The 15509-nt window shown below is 53.8% G+C and carries 20 protein-coding genes, 1 tRNA gene and 1 pseudogene; 7 read left to right on the forward strand and 15 right to left on the reverse strand.

Going from position 1 to position 15509, the window contains the following annotated elements; translation table 11 throughout:
• The 4 genes and pseudogenes from ACP7A4_RS19940 to ACP7A4_RS19955 form a co-directional block, all read left to right on the forward strand.
• Positions 1-228 (forward strand): annotated as a pseudogene (locus ACP7A4_RS19940) (SAM-dependent methyltransferase); the annotation flags it as partial.
• A 68-nt stretch (positions 229-296) separates the two neighbouring features.
• Positions 297-677 carry a hypothetical protein gene (locus ACP7A4_RS19945; RefSeq protein WP_426248036.1) on the forward strand — a complete coding sequence of 127 codons (381 nt, stop codon included), beginning with the start codon at positions 297-299 and terminating at the stop codon, positions 675-677.
• A 40-nt stretch (positions 678-717) separates the two neighbouring features.
• Positions 718-1122: a hypothetical protein gene (locus ACP7A4_RS19950; protein WP_338101696.1), complete on the forward strand. Its 405-nt coding sequence runs from the start codon at positions 718-720 to the stop codon at positions 1120-1122.
• Positions 1008-2171, forward strand: coding sequence for a tyrosine-type recombinase/integrase (locus ACP7A4_RS19955; protein ID WP_338101697.1), 1164 nt, complete (start codon positions 1008-1010; stop codon positions 2169-2171). Before ACP7A4_RS19950 ends, ACP7A4_RS19955 begins: the two co-directional genes overlap by 115 nt.
• A 78-nt stretch (positions 2172-2249) precedes the next feature.
• On the opposite strand, the gene ACP7A4_RS19960 is transcribed toward ACP7A4_RS19955, so the two are convergent.
• From ACP7A4_RS19960 to thrS, 9 genes are all read right to left on the reverse strand, one after another.
• A tRNA-Pro gene (locus ACP7A4_RS19960) sits at positions 2250-2326 on the reverse strand.
• Between the two features lie 83 nt (positions 2327-2409).
• Positions 2410-2766: a MerR family transcriptional regulator gene (locus tag ACP7A4_RS19965; protein WP_047275136.1), complete on the reverse strand. Its 357-nt coding sequence runs from the start codon at positions 2764-2766 to the stop codon at positions 2410-2412.
• A complete protein-coding gene (gene ihfA / locus ACP7A4_RS19970) occupies positions 2747-3049 on the reverse strand; it encodes an integration host factor subunit alpha (protein ID WP_002553164.1) in 303 nt (100 codons plus the stop codon). The genes ACP7A4_RS19965 and ihfA overlap by 20 nt, the downstream gene beginning before the upstream one ends.
• Positions 3050-3052: 3 nt before the next feature.
• Positions 3053-5431 (reverse strand): phenylalanine--tRNA ligase subunit beta, encoded by a 2379-nt coding sequence (pheT, locus tag ACP7A4_RS19975; protein WP_426248037.1) that lies wholly within the window; start codon positions 5429-5431, stop codon positions 3053-3055.
• A gap of 26 nt (positions 5432-5457) precedes the next feature.
• Positions 5458-6474, reverse strand: a complete 1017-nt coding sequence (pheS, locus tag ACP7A4_RS19980) for a phenylalanine--tRNA ligase subunit alpha (protein WP_048365677.1) — start codon at positions 6472-6474, stop codon at positions 5458-5460.
• Between the two features lie 109 nt (positions 6475-6583).
• The gene (rplT, locus tag ACP7A4_RS19985) at positions 6584-6940 is read right to left on the reverse strand and encodes a 50S ribosomal protein L20 (protein WP_047275143.1); all 357 of its coding nucleotides are present in this window, start codon (positions 6938-6940) and stop codon (positions 6584-6586) included.
• A gap of 28 nt (positions 6941-6968) precedes the next feature.
• Positions 6969-7163, reverse strand: a complete 195-nt coding sequence (gene rpmI / locus ACP7A4_RS19990; RefSeq protein WP_003442181.1) for a 50S ribosomal protein L35 — start codon at positions 7161-7163, stop codon at positions 6969-6971.
• A 59-nt stretch (positions 7164-7222) separates the two neighbouring features.
• Positions 7223-7774, reverse strand: a complete 552-nt coding sequence (gene infC / locus ACP7A4_RS19995) for a translation initiation factor IF-3 (protein WP_169916631.1) — start codon at positions 7772-7774, stop codon at positions 7223-7225.
• Positions 7774-9696 carry a threonine--tRNA ligase gene (gene thrS / locus ACP7A4_RS20000; RefSeq protein WP_059762875.1) on the reverse strand — a complete coding sequence of 641 codons (1923 nt, stop codon included), beginning with the start codon at positions 9694-9696 and terminating at the stop codon, positions 7774-7776. The genes infC and thrS overlap by 1 nt, the downstream gene beginning before the upstream one ends.
• Positions 9697-10060: 364 nt before the next feature.
• On the opposite strand from thrS, the gene ACP7A4_RS20005 reads away from it, so the two are divergent.
• Positions 10061-10381, forward strand: a complete 321-nt coding sequence (locus ACP7A4_RS20005; RefSeq protein ID WP_426248038.1) for a hypothetical protein — start codon at positions 10061-10063, stop codon at positions 10379-10381.
• Between the two features lie 273 nt (positions 10382-10654).
• Positions 10655-10867, forward strand: coding sequence for a cold-shock protein (locus tag ACP7A4_RS20010; protein ID WP_003179963.1), 213 nt, complete (start codon positions 10655-10657; stop codon positions 10865-10867).
• A 74-nt stretch (positions 10868-10941) separates the two neighbouring features.
• On the opposite strand, the gene ACP7A4_RS20015 is transcribed toward ACP7A4_RS20010, so the two are convergent.
• Entirely contained in the window at positions 10942-11250 is a 309-nt protein-coding gene (locus ACP7A4_RS20015; protein ID WP_059762877.1) for an I78 family peptidase inhibitor, read from the reverse strand.
• Positions 11251-11412: 162 nt separating this feature from the next.
• Positions 11413-11718, reverse strand: a complete 306-nt coding sequence (locus ACP7A4_RS20020) for a hypothetical protein (RefSeq protein WP_059762912.1) — start codon at positions 11716-11718, stop codon at positions 11413-11415.
• 144 nt (positions 11719-11862) lie between these two features.
• Between ACP7A4_RS20020 and ACP7A4_RS20025 the strand changes: the two genes are divergently transcribed.
• Positions 11863-12057 (forward strand): hypothetical protein, encoded by a 195-nt coding sequence (locus ACP7A4_RS20025; protein WP_203302778.1) that lies wholly within the window; start codon positions 11863-11865, stop codon positions 12055-12057.
• A gap of 33 nt (positions 12058-12090) precedes the next feature.
• Here ACP7A4_RS20025 and ACP7A4_RS20030 read toward each other — a convergent pair whose 3' ends face one another.
• Genes ACP7A4_RS20030 through ACP7A4_RS20045 form a run of 4 tightly spaced genes read right to left on the reverse strand, consistent with a single transcriptional unit; the run spans position 12091 to position 15508 of the window.
• Positions 12091-13119: a nucleoside hydrolase gene (locus tag ACP7A4_RS20030; protein ID WP_426248039.1), complete on the reverse strand. Its 1029-nt coding sequence runs from the start codon at positions 13117-13119 to the stop codon at positions 12091-12093.
• A gap of 25 nt (positions 13120-13144) precedes the next feature.
• Positions 13145-13549, reverse strand: a complete 405-nt coding sequence (gene rbsD, locus ACP7A4_RS20035; RefSeq protein WP_426248040.1) for a D-ribose pyranase — start codon at positions 13547-13549, stop codon at positions 13145-13147.
• On the reverse strand, positions 13546-14466 hold the full coding sequence (gene rbsK / locus ACP7A4_RS20040; RefSeq protein WP_426248041.1) for a ribokinase: 921 nt from the start codon (positions 14464-14466) through the stop codon (positions 13546-13548). The genes rbsD and rbsK overlap by 4 nt, the downstream gene beginning before the upstream one ends.
• Before the next feature lie 10 nt (positions 14467-14476).
• Positions 14477-15508, reverse strand: a complete 1032-nt coding sequence (locus tag ACP7A4_RS20045; protein WP_426248042.1) for a LacI family DNA-binding transcriptional regulator — start codon at positions 15506-15508, stop codon at positions 14477-14479.
• Position 15509: the final 1 nt, after the last annotated feature.

Below are 15509 nucleotides of genomic sequence, written 5' to 3' on the forward strand. Positions count from 1 at the left end.
CTACGGGCCAAGTACGGGCTGCTAACAGATGACTGGCGCGATGACTTGGCCAAGGGCTTTGCGGAGTGCTTTCGCGTGTTGGCCACTGACGGAGTATTGATCTTCAAGTGGAACGAAACCCAAGTCAAAGTCAGCGAAATACTGGCCCTAACTGATCAGCAGCCTCTGTTTGGCCATAAGTCCGGCAAGCGTGTGAACACACACTGGATGACGTTTATGAAGCGCTAAACCTTCTGCTTCAAACCCAAACCTCACAACTCAATCAACCTGCCGCCCTAGGCGGGCAAGGATTTTTCATGCCTGAAATTAAGTGTCACCACGGCTGCTCATTGCATGTCAGCACGCCCGAGTGGGTCGCCACTCTCACCGTCGACCAGTTGCGTTGCGCCCGAGAGGCGATGGACGCAAAGATCAAAACCGTTGAGGAATCCCCAAAGCGCACAGTGTGGCGGGTATGTATAGGCGTCATCTCTGAGGCCAATTACCGCGAAGATGATTTCGATAAAGCAGCAGACCATCTGTTACGGATCTTCAAAAGTCGGTTCATGCGTGAAGCGGCTGACTGGATCGAGAAGCCATATGGCTACCTGAACTTTGAACGCAACCTGCCCCATATCACTCCTGAGCTGGTTTCCCAGATCGAATACGACACCGAATGGTTTCCAATCAAATCCTAATCAACCTTCTGCCGCCCGGCGCGGCGGCACGGAGACAGCCATGTCAAATCGAAGCGCGGCGCAGGTCGCGTCTACCCCTCCAAGGTTCCTGCGCGCCATGGATGCGCCCGCTTATCTCGGCATGTGCCGGGATGAGTTCAACAAAACAGTTCGCCCGGATGTGCGCGAATTCCCGATAGGAAAACAAGGCATTGGCTTTGATCGAATTGAGCTCGACGCATGGGCTGATGCTTACGTTGAGCGTAAGTCGATTGAAAAAGCAGCAAATCAGGACAACAATCGGCCTCGCAGCGAGCGCCTACAAGGATTAGATCCATGGCGCGAAAAACAATCACCGGCATCTACAAGAAAGGCGGCATCTGGCAAATCGATAAGGTCTTCCGGGGCCAGCGATTTCGCGAAAGCACTGAAACTAGTGACAGGGAAGAAGCCGAGCAGTACCTGATTCTCAGGCTAGAGCAGCTTCGGCAGGAAAAAGTATATGGCGTTAGACAAGTTAGAACCTTTTCCCATGCAGCGGCACGCTTTCTAACAGAGTTTCAAGATCAGCCCTCTATCAAGTTGTCAGCGCATCACCTGTCACAACTGATCGAGTTTATTGGAGAAGTGCCTCTCACCCACATTGATGACCAGGCGCTTGCGCCCTTCATCAAGGATCGGCTTGCAACGAAAAAGCTCGACGATGGAACCGTGAAGAAAGGGGTTGCGAACAGAACGGTCAATATCTCAATAGAGCGCGTGGTAAGGGTTTTAACGCTTTGTGCGCGCAAGTGGAGAGATGACGAGATGAGGCCGTGGCTTGATAGCGTGCCAATGCTCACAAAGCTGGAAGAGAAGAAGTCGAGCCGTAAGCCCTACCCCATGTCATGGGAAGAGCAGTCGATTCTTTTTGGAGAGTTGCCTGCCCACTTGCAGGCGATGGCCTTGTTCAAGGTGAACACAGGTTGTCGCGAACAAGAGGTCTGCAAACTGAAGTGGGATTGGGAGATTGCGGTACCGGAACTGGGCACCAGTGTATTTCTGATACCTGCCGATTTTGGCGGGCGAAATGAACGCTCGGGCGTGAAGAACGGCGATGAGCGCTTAGTGGTACTCAACAACGTGGCCAAGTCGATCATTGATAAGCAGCGCGGTATCAGCAAGGAATGGGTATTTCCTTACAGCGGGACCGCGATGCACCGAATGAACGACTCAGCTTGGAAGAAAGCGCGAGTGAGAGCGGCGAAACTCTGGCAGGAGAAAAACCTTCGCCCCGCTCACCCTGGATACTTGTCTATCCGGATTCACGATTTGAAGCACACGTTTGGTCGGCGTCTGCGAGCAGCAGGTGTGACTGAGGAAGACCGCAAGGCATTGCTCGGTCACAAGAACGGCAGCATCACCAGTCACTACTCCGGCGCAGAGCTGGGGCAACTGATTGAAGCTGCAAATATGGTATCAGCAACCGACTCAAGAGGCCCGGTTCTGACAATTTTGAAGAGGAGGCAGGGATGAAAATCGGAAAAGCCCCGAAAATCTCCCGAAAATGAAAAAGCCCAACTCGCAAAAGTTGGGCTAAGTCATTGAATAATATGGTCGGGACGGAGTGATTCGAACACTCGACCCCTAGCACCCCATGCTAGTGCGCTACCGGACTGCGCTACGCCCCGACTAGGCGTTAGAACGACTTGCTATAACAAACGCGGTTGAATATACCTCATGCTTTCAGAATGCGAAAGCACTTGATCACGCATTATTTACGGAGAATCAGCAAAACATCCTCCAGCTCGGAGATTGTTTGACGTATCAATTGCTTGTACTGCGTTGTGTCATCTTTGGCCTCATCACCCGAAAGACGCAAACGCGCCCCGCCAATAGTGAAGCCTTGGTCATAAAGCAAGGCGCGTATCTGCCGGATCATCAGCACATCCTGTCGCTGATAATACCGGCGGTTACCGCGGCGCTTTACGGGGTTGAGCTGAGGAAACTCTTGCTCCCAATACCTCAGAACATGCGGCTTAACCGCACATAGCTCACTTACTTCGCCTATGGCGAAGTAGCGTTTGCCTGGTATTGGCGGGAGCTCGTCGTTATGACTTGGTTCCAGCATAAGCCTCTACTCGGGCCTTCAACTTCTGCCCTGGACGAAAGGTGACCACACGGCGTGCCGTGATCGGGATTTCCTCTCCCGTTTTCGGATTGCGGCCAGGCCGCTGTCGCTTGTCACGCAAATCAAAGTTGCCAAAACCTGACAGTTTGACCTGTTCATTGTCTTCAAGAGCGTGCCTGATTTCTTCGAAAAACAACTCAACCAACTCTTTGGCTTCGCGTTTATTCAGGCCTAGCTCTTCATAAAGACGTTCCGCCATCTCAGCTTTCGTCAGAGCCCCCATACGTCACTTCCTTAACGTGGCGTTCAACCTTTGTTCGAGCGAGGTGAGGATATTTTGCGTAGTAGTATTCACCTCATCGTCATTAAGAGTGCGCGATGGATGCTGCCAGGTCAAGCCAACTGCAAGGCTTTTTCTATTTGGATCAATACCTTTACCTTGATAAACGTCAAAAAGCCTTAGGTCCGTCAGCCACTCTCCTGCATTTTCACGAATGACTTTCAGGACATCGCTGGCCGCTACGTTGCAATCAGCAATCAACGCCAAGTCCCGACGCACTTCGGGAAAGCGCGAGAGTTCTTGGAATTTAGGCATTTTACCCAAGGCAACTTCCGCCAATACCATCTCAAAGACGAATACCGGTCGATCTAGGCCCAGCTTTTTTGACAGCTCAGGGTGGATTGCGCCTACATACCCCACCTCTCGACCCTCGCGCTCGATACGAGCGGTTTGACCCGGGTGCAGCGCCGGATGCTTGCCTGACACAAAAGTGAAAGCGTCCAGAGCACCTGCGAATCCAAGAACAGCCTCGACGTCTGCCTTAACATCGAAAAAATCCACAGCATCACGACCCTGCGCCCAGCCTTCTGGCAAGCGCGAGCCACAGACTACGCCTGCCAACATTGGCTCTTGCTTCAGGCCTTCCAACTGCCCCACGAAACGCAGTCCACTTTCGAACAAACGAACACGATCTTGTTGACGGTTGAGGTTGTGCTGCAGCGATTTGATCAAGCCTGGCCACAAGGACGCACGCATCGCCGCCATGTCGTTAGAAATCGGGTTAGCCAGCAGCAAGGGTTCAACACCCGGACTGAATAGCTCGAACTGCTTAGGATCGATGAAGCTATAGGTGATGGCTTCTTGATAACCGCGTGCGACTAACAGGCGACGAAGCTCTGGCAGGTCGCTGCGTGCTTCAGCTTTGGCTTGTGGCGCCAAGCGAGCTTGCGGGTAGCGAACCGGCAGGCGGTTGTAGCCGTACAATCGCGCGAGTTCTTCAATCAAGTCGACTTCAAGGCTGATGTCAAAGCGGTGACTAGGCACTTCTACGCGCCACTGCCCTGCGGTTTCTGCTGTGACGGTCAGGCCCAGTGCGCGCAGCAAGCGCTCAACCTCAATCGGGTCCATCTCCATGCCCAGCATCTGACTGATACGCGCGGCCCGCAGAGTTATAGGGGCAATCGACGGCAAATACTGTTCGTTGACGGCTTCGATGATCGGACCCGCTTCACCGCCCGTGATGTCTAGCAGCAAGCCAGTGGCTCGCTCCATAGCCTCACGCGCAAGCTTCCAGTCCACCCCGCGCTCATAACGGTGCGAAGCATCCGTGTGCAGACCATATGAACGGGCTTTACCTGCTACTACGATCTGATCGAAGAAAGCACTTTCAAGGAAGATGTTTCGTGTTGTTGAGGTTACACCGCTGTGCTCGCCACCCATGACACCTGCTATGGCTAACGCACGCTGATGGTCAGCAATTACAAGCGTGTCGCTACGCAAGGTAACTTCCTGACCATCAAGGAGTACCAGTTTCTCTCCTTCCTCAGCCATACGCACTCGGATACCGCCATGGATCTGAGCGAGATCAAACGCATGAAGCGGCTGCCCCAGCTCAAGCATCACATAGTTGGTAATATCCACGGCCGCGTCGATACTACGTACGTCGGCGCGACGCAAACGCTCAACCATCCACAAGGGTGTAGGTCGTGATAAATCCACGTTACGAATGATACGGCCCAGGTAGCGCGGACATGCTGACGGGGCAAGCACGTCTACCGGGAGGACTTCGTCGTGTACGGCAGCAACAGGTGCTACAACTGGACGCGTCACTTGGGCAGCATATAAGGCGCCCACTTCACGGGCCAGACCTGCCAACGAGAGGCAGTCACCACGGTTCGGGGTCAGATCGACTTCAATGCTGGCATCTTCAAGCTGCAGGTAGGCACGAATATCCTCACCCACCGGCGCATCGGCTGGAAGCTCCATCAGCCCGTCATTGCCTTCACCGACTTGCAGCTCAGCTTGCGAGCACAGCATGCCGTTTGACTCAACGCCGCGTAGCTTGGCCTTCTTTATTTTGAAGTCGCCCGGCAGTTCGGCACCCAACATGGCAAACGGTATTTTCAGACCCGGACGCACATTCGGCGCTCCGCAAACGACCTGAAAAGTTTCGGCGCCATTACTGACCTGACAAATGCGCAGCTTGTCGGCATCGGGGTGCTGCTCGGTACTCAGCACCTCACCCACCACAACACCACTGAAAACACCGGCAGCCGGGGTAACGCTATCAACCTCAAGACCCGCCATCGACAGACGAGCAACCAGCTCATCGCGACCTACCTGCGGATTAACCCAACCACGCAGCCATTGTTCACTGAATTTCATTCTGCTCTCCTAAGAATCCGTTACGACTAGCGAAATTGCGCAAGAAACCGCAAGTCGTTATCGAAGAACAGACGCAAGTCGTTCACGCCGTAACGCAGCATGGCCAAACGCTCTACCCCCATACCAAAGGCAAAGCCCGAGAACTCTTCCGGGTCAATCCCGGACATACGCAGCACGTTCGGGTGAACCATGCCGCAGCCCATAACCTCAAGCCAGCCGGTCTGCTTGCAAACGCGGCAACCTTTACCGCTGCACATCACGCATTCCATATCAACTTCGGCCGATGGCTCTGTGAACGGGAAGTACGAAGGACGGAAACGGACAGCCAGTTCTTTTTCGAAAAATACCCGCAAGAACTCTTCGATAGTGCCTTTGAGGTCAGCAAAATTAATGTCGCGATCGACCAACAAGCCCTCAACCTGGTGGAACATTGGCGAGTGAGTGATATCGGAGTCGCTGCGATAAACACGGCCTGGGCAGACGATGCGAATCGGGGGCTGCTTGGATTCCATGGTGCGGACCTGTACCGGTGAGGTATGGGTGCGCAACAGCATGTTCGCATTGAAATAAAAGGTGTCATGCATCGACCGGGCCGGGTGATGGCCAGGGATGTTGAGCGCCTCAAAATTATGGTAATCGTCCTCAACTTCCGGGCCTTCGGCGATGCCGTAGCCAATATGAGTGAAAAACTGCTCAATGCGCTCCAGAGTCCGGGTGACCGGATGGAGACCGCCTGAGGTCTGGCCGCGGCCAGGCAGGGTCACATCAATGGATTCGGCAGACAGTTTGGCGGCCAGTTCAGCCTCTTCAAACAGTGCCTTACGCGCATTGAGAACCTCTGTTACACGCTCCTTGGCAACGTTGATCAGGGCGCCGACTTGCGGACGCTCCTCTGCAGGCAAATTCCCCAGGGTCTTCATCACCTGAGTCAACTCACCTTTCTTGCCAAGGTACAGAACCCGGATTTGCTCCAGGGCATTGATGTCTTCCGCGCTTTGCACAGCCTCTAGTGCTTGGGCGACCAGCGCATCCAGGTTTTCCATGTACAGACTCCAGATACAAAATAGGGGAAGAGCTTAAAGGCTCTTCCCCTATTTATGACGTTTAGTATCCGAGCTCACACAGGTAGGCCCGGATGACTGTCGGGGGTACTTAAGCCAGAGTGGCTTTAGCTTTCTCGACAATCGCAGCAAACGCCGCTTTTTCGTTCACTGCCAGATCAGCCAGAACCTTACGGTCGATCTCGATGGACGCTTTTTTCAGGCCGGCGATGAAACGGCTGTAAGACAGACCGTTGATACGTGCACCAGCGTTGATACGAGCGATCCACAGAGCGCGGAACTGACGTTTTTTCTGACGACGGTCACGGTAGGCGTATTGGCCTGCCTTGATTACCGCTTGCTTGGCAACACGGAATACGCGTGAGCGTGCGCCGTAGTAGCCTTTAGCCAGTTTCAGAATTTTTTTGTGACGTTTACGGGCGACAACGCCACGCTTTACACGAGCCATGAGTTACTTCCTCTATTCTTGACCGAAATTAGCAAAGGCGCAGCATGCGCTTCACTTTTGCCACGTCAGACGGATGCAGCAAGCTGCTACCGCGCAGTTGACGCTTACGCTTAGTCGACATTTTGGTCAGGATGTGGCTCTTGAAAGCGTGCTTGTGCTTGATGCCGTTAGCAGTTTTCAGAAACCGCTTAGCAGCACCACTTTTAGTTTTCATCTTTGGCATGTTCGGTACTCCGCATTCAGTTGATAAACATAATCAGAAGGCCTGCCGTGCCCAATTGATTACTTCTTCTTTTTCGGGGCGATGACCATGATCAGCTGGCGTCCTTCCATCTTAGGATGCTGTTCGACGGTACCGTATTCCGCGAGGTCAGCCTCAACCCGCTTCAACAGTTCCATACCCAGCTCCTGGTGGGCCATCTCACGGCCGCGGAATCGTAACGATACCTTGGCCCTGTCCCCATCACTCAGGAAACGTACCAGGTTGCGCAGTTTTACCTGGTAATCCCCTTCCTCCGTCCCTGGACGAAACTTGATTTCTTTAACCTGGATCTGTTTCTGGTTTTTCTTTGCAGCGGCAACCTGCTTCTTCTTTTCGAAGATCGATTTGCCGTAGTCCATCAGTTTACAAACTGGGGGTACTGCATCAGCGGAAATTTCCACCAAATCCAGTTTGGCCTCTTCAGCTTTAAGAAGCGCGTCTTCAATTGACACAATCCCAAGCTGCTCGCCTTCAGCCCCAATTAACCGAACCTCGCGTGCCGAGATATTCTCGTTGATCGGGGCTTTCGGTGCAGCTCGTTTATCTTGTCTCATTTCACGCTTAATAATAATTACTCCGAATCATGGCGACCACGCCGGGAAACCGCTTGTGCGAGGAATTCAGCGAATTGCGCGACGGGCATAGAGCCCAGGTCAGCACCTTCACGTGTACGCACAGCGACAGTCTGCATCTCGACTTCCCGATCTCCGATAACCAAGAGATAAGGAACCTTGAGCAAAGTATGCTCGCGGATTTTAAAGCCGATCTTTTCATTTCTCAAGTCAGACTTGGCACGAAATCCGCTCTGATTGAGAGTTTTTTCAACTTCAGCAGCAAATTCTGCCTGTTTATCAGTGATATTCATGATCACTGCCTGAGTTGGCGCTAGCCACGCAGGGAACGCACCTTCGTAATGCTCGATCAGAATACCGACGAAACGCTCGAACGAACCGAGGATCGCGCGATGCAGCATGACAGGGTGCTTGCGGCTATTGTCTTCAGACACATATTCTGCGCCAAGACGGATAGGCAGGTTGAAATCGAGCTGTAAGGTACCACACTGCCAGACACGACCCAGACAATCTTTCAAAGAAAATTCAATCTTGGGTCCGTAGAAAGCACCCTCACCCGGCTGCAAATCATACGCCAGGCCAGCACTATCAAGGGCTGAAGCCAATGCGCTCTCAGCGCGATCCCACAACTCATCTGAACCCACGCGTTTTTCCGGGCGAGTCGAAAGTTTCAGCTCGATGTCTTTGAAGCCGAAATCTGCGTAAACATCCAGCGTTAGCTTGATGAACGCTGCGGACTCCGCCTGCATTTGCTCTTCCGTGCAGAAAATATGCGCATCGTCTTGCGTAAAAGCCCGAACCCGCATGATGCCGTGCAAGGCGCCCGACGGCTCGTTACGGTGGCAAGCACCAAATTCAGCCAAACGCAGCGGCAACTCACGGTAGCTTTTCAGGCCCTGATTGAAAACTTGCACATGGCACGGACAGTTCATCGGTTTGATCGCGTAATCGCGGTTTTCCGACTCAGTGGTGAACATGTTTTCAGCATAGTTAGCCCAGTGACCGGACTTTTCCCACAAGCTGCGATCCACAACCTGAGGCGTCTTGATCTCCAGGTAGCCGTTATCACGCTGCACTTTGCGCATGTATTGCTCAAGCACTTGATACAGCGTCCAGCCATTCGGGTGCCAGAACACCATGCCCGGCGCTTCTTCTTGTGTATGGAACAGACCCAGGCGCTTGCCGATTTTACGGTGATCGCGCTTCTCAGCCTCTTCGATACGCTGGATGTAGGCTGCCAGCTGCTTTTTATCCGCCCATGCGGTGCCGTAAATACGCTGCAACTGCTCATTCTTGGCATCGCCGCGCCAGTAAGCGCCTGACAATTTAGTCAGCTTGAAGGATTTGAGGAAGCGCGTATTAGGCACGTGAGGCCCACGACACATATCGACGTATTCTTCGTGAAAGTACAGACCCATCGCCTGCTCATCGGGCATGTCCTCGATCAGGCGAAGTTTGTAGTCTTCACCGCGCTCAGAGAACAGCTCGATAACTTCTGCGCGAGGCGTGACCTTTTTGATCACGTCGTAGTCTTTCTCGATCAGCTGCTGCATACGCTGCTCGATAGCAGCCATGTCATCCGGGGTGAAGGGACGATCATAGAAAATATCGTAGTAAAAGCCTTCCTGAATGACAGGACCAATGACCATTTTGGCCGTTGGGTACAGCTGCTTCACTGCATGGCCTACCAAGTGGGCGCAAGAGTGACGAATGATCTCCAGCCCCTCTTCATCTTTAGGCGTGATGATTTGCAGAGTGGCGTCATTTTCAATCAGATCGCACGCATCAACCAGTTTGCCGTTGACCTTGCCGGCCACGGTGGCTTTTGCCAGACCTGCGCCAATCGATGCTGCAACATCGGCAACAGAGACTGCATGATCGAACGAACGTTGACTGCCGTCGGGAAGAGTAATAGTTGGCATGGCGCCTCCTCTCCTAGTGGTGACCCCTACCAAAGGTCACGTGGGTTGGGATGAGCCAGTACGCGATTCGGCGGTGTGCCTGCCTCACAGTGGCAGGAGCCTTGCGGCCAACCATTTACCGAACCAGAGTGACTGGAGTTCAAATCAAAAAGGGTGTATGGCTCTGTTCCGGGGCTAACACTGGGCGCACCGAGAAAAAAGCCAAGGGCGGCATGCTAGCACAGATGCCTGGTTGATGCAGCGTACCCCGGCATTCAGCGCTTCACGCTGCCCTTTTTTGCATAATGCTGAACTTGAGCTGCACTTGTGCCCTCAAATACACCGTGAATCACGTTCGACTTAAATGTCCAAGAAGGAGCATCACATGCGCTTGAATCCTCTGTTTGCTTTCGCTGCCCCTCTGGCACTGCTTATTCCTCTAAGCGCTCACGCCGATAACTGGCCTGCGGGCGCTAAAAGTGACTACATGAAGGACTGCGTTGCAGCCGCCAGCCAAAGCGTCGATCTAAAGACGGCTCAACAGCATTGCGCCTGCGGTGCTGACAAATTATCCGAAAAGTTTTCGACTGCCGAAATCACGCAGTTAATGAGCAAGACCACTCAGCCTAGTGCCGAACTACGCACTAAAGCTCTGGATGCAATTCAGACCTGCCGCGCTGAGAAAAAGCCCGCCACCAAAGGCTGAGCTAGTGCTTTCGCGAGTAAAAACGACTTAAAAAGCACTTATCCTTAAAAAAAAATCATTCACAGCAGCTTTTTTTTAAAGCGTTTTTCGACCCCAAGCCCCCATAAAATGGGGGCCATGGCGGTTTTCAGCAACACATACACGCTAACAATTGTGCAAACTGTGACTCAGGGGGGGTTCCAAACCGTACATTTCGACTATGATAGCCAAGTGTGCCCAGTTGGCCTGAGCAACACAGTACTACTGAAAATATAAGTTTCTTGGAGATACACCATGTCTAATCGCCAAACCGGCACCGTAAAATGGTTCAACGATGAAAAAGGCTTCGGCTTCATCACTCCTCAAGGTGGCGGTGACGACCTGTTCGTACACTTCAAAGCTATCGAAAGCGACGGTTTCAAAAGCCTGAAAGAAGGCCAGACCGTTTCCTTCGTGGCTGAGAAAGGCCAAAAGGGTATGCAAGCTGCGCAGGTTCGTCCGGAGTAAATCTCCCTCGAACAAAAAAACCCCGTCCATGTGACGGGGTTTTTTATGCCTGACAGAACGTTAAACCGCTGCGCCTAACCGCAATTCACGCGCGTAATGATCGCGTTATCGTCAGCATTCAGGTTCAGTCGATCAGAACGATACTCAAGCGTCATAACGTCGTGCGGCCCCAGAATGCGTGCGTTCTGCGCCCCGGCCTTGACTCGTGCCTGCTCCAGAAGCTCAGAGGAGGCTTTTTTACCGATCACAAACGCTGCTGCTTGAGCGTCGCACCGGCTGTGTCCAGCGTCTTGTGTCACCTCGTTGTCAGAACTCGGCGTGGTGCAGCCAGATAAGACCAGCACCGCCAACAACGAACCCAATGGCATTAGCTTCCAGGACATGAAACCTCCTTAAATTGAATGATCGAAGCCTTTGCGACAGCGGTATCGCAAAGAGGTTGCACGGCACAAAGCAACAAAACACCTCATGACCGAAAGGCGCGTGATTCTGGACGAAAAATTGGCTATTGCTCATTCCCAATCGTCACGGCATGTGTGCACGCTCTAGTACACGTCAATGTAGTCAAAAGCAGGATTGGGCCAGTTCTCTTTGAGCGCGTTGAAAATCTGCATCACCCAAACCTCATCGTTGGCCGCCACGTTGCCCACGTACCCCGACCCTGCCGCCCAGGTTTCCAGCCTGAACAGCAGCCCGTCGATATCGGTTCCACCTACGGCACTGACAGACAGATACGCAATGCCTGCTTTCGTTACGCGCAACTGCGTATGTACATCATCGCTGGCAGAGGCCAGCAACTGGCGCACGGCGTCAATGGTGAGCGCATCCGCTTTGTTCAAATCAATGCTTATCATCCACCTGCCCCTCAAAAAGGCCAAGTGTGACACGCACCCGTCACAGATGGGCCTAAGGATTGGGACACGACGGCCTCCAACGCTGGTGGCTTATCGATAGCATTTTGCTAAAATCGCGATTTTAAACGCCATGAGATAACCATGATCACAGTCACGATTGACGCAAACATCAAGGCAAAGTGGTCTCAAGGCCAGTGTTCATACAGCCCGGGCACCCCTGAAGAACTGGCGATTATCGGGATTGATCTGCTGGTCAAGGAGCTGGGAACAGACGCTGCGCACGTATTTGTCAGCCAGATTTTCGAGAAATATGGAGACCTGTCCCGCGCCACATGAAGTTGCGCAGACATGCGTCTGCGCACTTTCTGGTTATTTCAAGCGCCCTAAACGAGCCGTCAGCAAATCAAAAAAACCTTGGGCGTTTCCGTTTTCGACCCAAAATGCATTTTTTGGCTGATCTAAGGTGTTGTACCAATCAGCAATCGTCTGACCAAACGTCGGGCCTTCGCGTGTATCAATCACAAGATTGACTTCACGCCCTGTAAACAAGCCAGGCTCCAGTAAATACGCGATAACACTGGCATCGTGCACCGGCCCACCTGGCAAACCATAGTGCTCCATGTCCCCTTTCACGTATTCATTCAAAATACCGCCTACCAGTTTCCCGGCCGTATTACCCAACGATGCAATTTGCTTTAACCGCGCTTCGCTGGTGAGGATTTTGTGTGTCACATCCAGCGGTATATAAGTCAGCTTGACCCCGCTTTTGAGCACCACATCGGCCGCATGTGGATCTGCGTACAGATTGAACTCTGCAACCGGAGTGATATTGCCGCCGTTAAAGTGCGCCCCACCCATTACCACCACTTCTTTAATGCCCTTGGCAATGCCAGGCGCCTGGGTCAACGCCAGCGCAAGATTGGTCTGAGGCCCCAGCATGGCAATGGTCACACTGCCAGGCTTGGCAGCCGTAAGCGTTTCGATCAGGTAGTTGACTGCATTTTTGGGCTCAAGACCTTTGGCAGGCTCATGCACAGGCACACCCGTTATGCCTTCCTGACCATGAATGTTCTCTGCGTAGATAGGCGAGCGAACCAGGGGGCGTGGCGCACCCGCGTACACCGGAATCTCTTCGCGCCCTGCCCACTCACGCGCCAGACGCGCATTGCGCGAGGTTTTATCCAGACGCACATTCCCGGCCACCGTGGTGATAGCGCGCACGTTCAATTGCCCTGGAGACGCCAGTGCCAACAGCAAAGCAACCACATCATCAGCCCCCGGATCGGTGTCGATGATGAGATCTATCTTTTCTGCGGCCTGAGCACTTGAAAGCGTGATAGCTGACAAAAACAAGACACTCCTGATGACGTGAGGCAGACGTGGTGTAAAGCGTGGCATAACCGAATTCCTGTATTGAACGTTATTAAAATGTAACACCCGCAAACAACGCGATATTGCTGTAAGGACGACACTCCCCCGTACGCACGATCACTTTTGCCTGCTGGCATAAGTCTTTGAACGCATCATGTGAAAGCAGGCGCCGACTCCCCAGCTCGGCCCCTCTTGCATGCGCCTCGATACTGTCCAGCGCGGGACTGGGCGCCAGCAGCAGCTCGTGGGCCAGCGCATGACTTTGCACCTGCATTTCACTCAATACGGTCCGTAAGGTGCTAGCGAAGTCCGGCACGCCTTGAGTCAAGGCCAGGTCGATCAACTCAACACCTTTGGGCACCGGCAAACCCGCATCTGCAATCACCACGATGTCTCCATGGCCCAGCGATGCAATGAGCCGGGAGAGCGCAATATTCAATAAAGGCGTCTTTTTCATGACGGTGAAAACCCCTCAACGTCCGATAAATGAGGAATAGAGGGTTGAGCGCCTGAGCGTGTGACCGACAAGGCCGCCGCCACCTGGGCAAATCGGATGGCTTGATCCTCGCTACGACCAGCGGCCAGTGCGGCAGAAAACGCACCGACAAAGGTGTCGCCAGCGGCCGTCGCGTCAACCGCCAGCACCTTGGGCGCCGCAAAATGCACCGCCCGTTGCTCGCTGACAAACAGAGCGCCCTGAGCGCCAAGCGTGACAATGACCTTGCCTGCACCGAACCCCATCAACGTGCGCGCCGCCAATTCGGCTGAGTCGAGTGAGTCGACAACCACACCGCTGAGTGCCTGCGCTTCACTTTCATTGGGAATCAAATAATCAACAGCGTCATACCACTCAACCGGCAATGGGCCGCTGGCCGGCGCCGGGTTGAGAATGACGGTTTTATTCAGCGCGCGCCCCCGATCGAGCGTGTAACCCACAGTGCTCATTGGCACCTCAAGCTGACACACAATCACATCGGCTTTTTGCAATGCGCTATCACACGCATCGATGTCTTGTGACACCAGGCTCGCATTAGTACCCGGCACGACCACGATGGTGTTCTGACTGTTGGCATCGACCACAATCAACGCCACGCCACTGACGCCACCTTCAACGTTACGCACACCTTGGCAATCAATCTGTTCGGCCAACAGCCCCTCGCGCAATTGCAGACCATACGCGTCACTGCCCACGCACCCTATCATCGCCACCTGCGCACCAAGCCTCGCCGCTGCAACCGCCTGATTAGCCCCTTTGCCCCCGTGCACGGTCGCCAACGAATGACCAAAGAGCGTCTCGCCCGGTTGAGGTAGTCGCTCGGTACGCGTTACCAGATCCATATTCAGACTGCCAACCACTACGACATTTGCTTGCATGTATCGACACTCATCCATGGGATTGCTGTGGGTATTGCAAGGCTACGTCGTACGGACCCGTGGACTCTCGCAATACGATGTTGGGCGCAACAATCAACTGTTCGACGGCCTGCTGCGGTGTAGCAATGCGTCGTAATAAAACCTGTGCGGCGGTTTCACCCAGTTGCAGGATCGACTGCCCCACAGTGGTCAAGGCCGGGTACACATAACGGCTCATTTGCACATCATCAAAACCGATGACAGACAACTGCTCGGGCACCCGAATGTGCCGCTCGGCAGCTGCGCGCAGCACACCAATACCCATCATGTCGTTGCACGCAAAAATGGCCGACGGCCTGTCGCCGCTCAACAAGCGGCCCGCCGCCTCATAGCCACCCGTACAACTGAAGTCACTCTCGATCATCCAGTCGTCGTTGGGTATCAGGCCCGCCTCGCTCAGCGCTCTCAGATAACCGGCCTTGCGCATGTGGGCCACGCTGGTGATGGCTGGCCCGCCAATGCACGCGATTGCGCGATGCCCCAGATCAAGCAGGTGCCGTGTCGCGAGATAAGCGCCCTGCTCGTGATCGATTCGCACCAGATCGGCATCTATGCCTTCAAGGCTGCGGTCGACGATCACCATCGGTGTGCGAACCCCCGCCAACCCGCTGGCAAGGCCCGCATCACCCCCCGCAGAGGCGACCACCAGCCCATCGACGCGTTTTTCCAGCAACACGCGCAAATAGCTGCGCTGCTTGTCGGGGTCATCGTCGCAATTGCACAGGATCACGCAGTAATTGTTGCGCTCGCAATAATCCTCAATGCCCCGCGCCAACTCAGCGAAATAGGGGTTGAGGCTATTGGCAACCAGCAGGCCAATGGTTGCCGTGCTTTTGGCCTTCAAGGAACGAGCGACAGCGCTGGGCACGTAGTCAAGGCGCGCAATGGCCTCTTCCACTTTCAACCGCACGGGTTCACTCACCGGGCGCGTTTTGTTCAACACATGAGAGACCGTTGTGTAGGAAATCCCTGCCAGTGCCGCGACATCTTTAATCGTTGCCATT

It is taken from the genome of Pseudomonas sp. TWR3-1-1, assembly GCF_049896545.1.
GTDB lineage: Bacteria > Pseudomonadota > Gammaproteobacteria > Pseudomonadales > Pseudomonadaceae > Aquipseudomonas > Aquipseudomonas weihenstephanensis.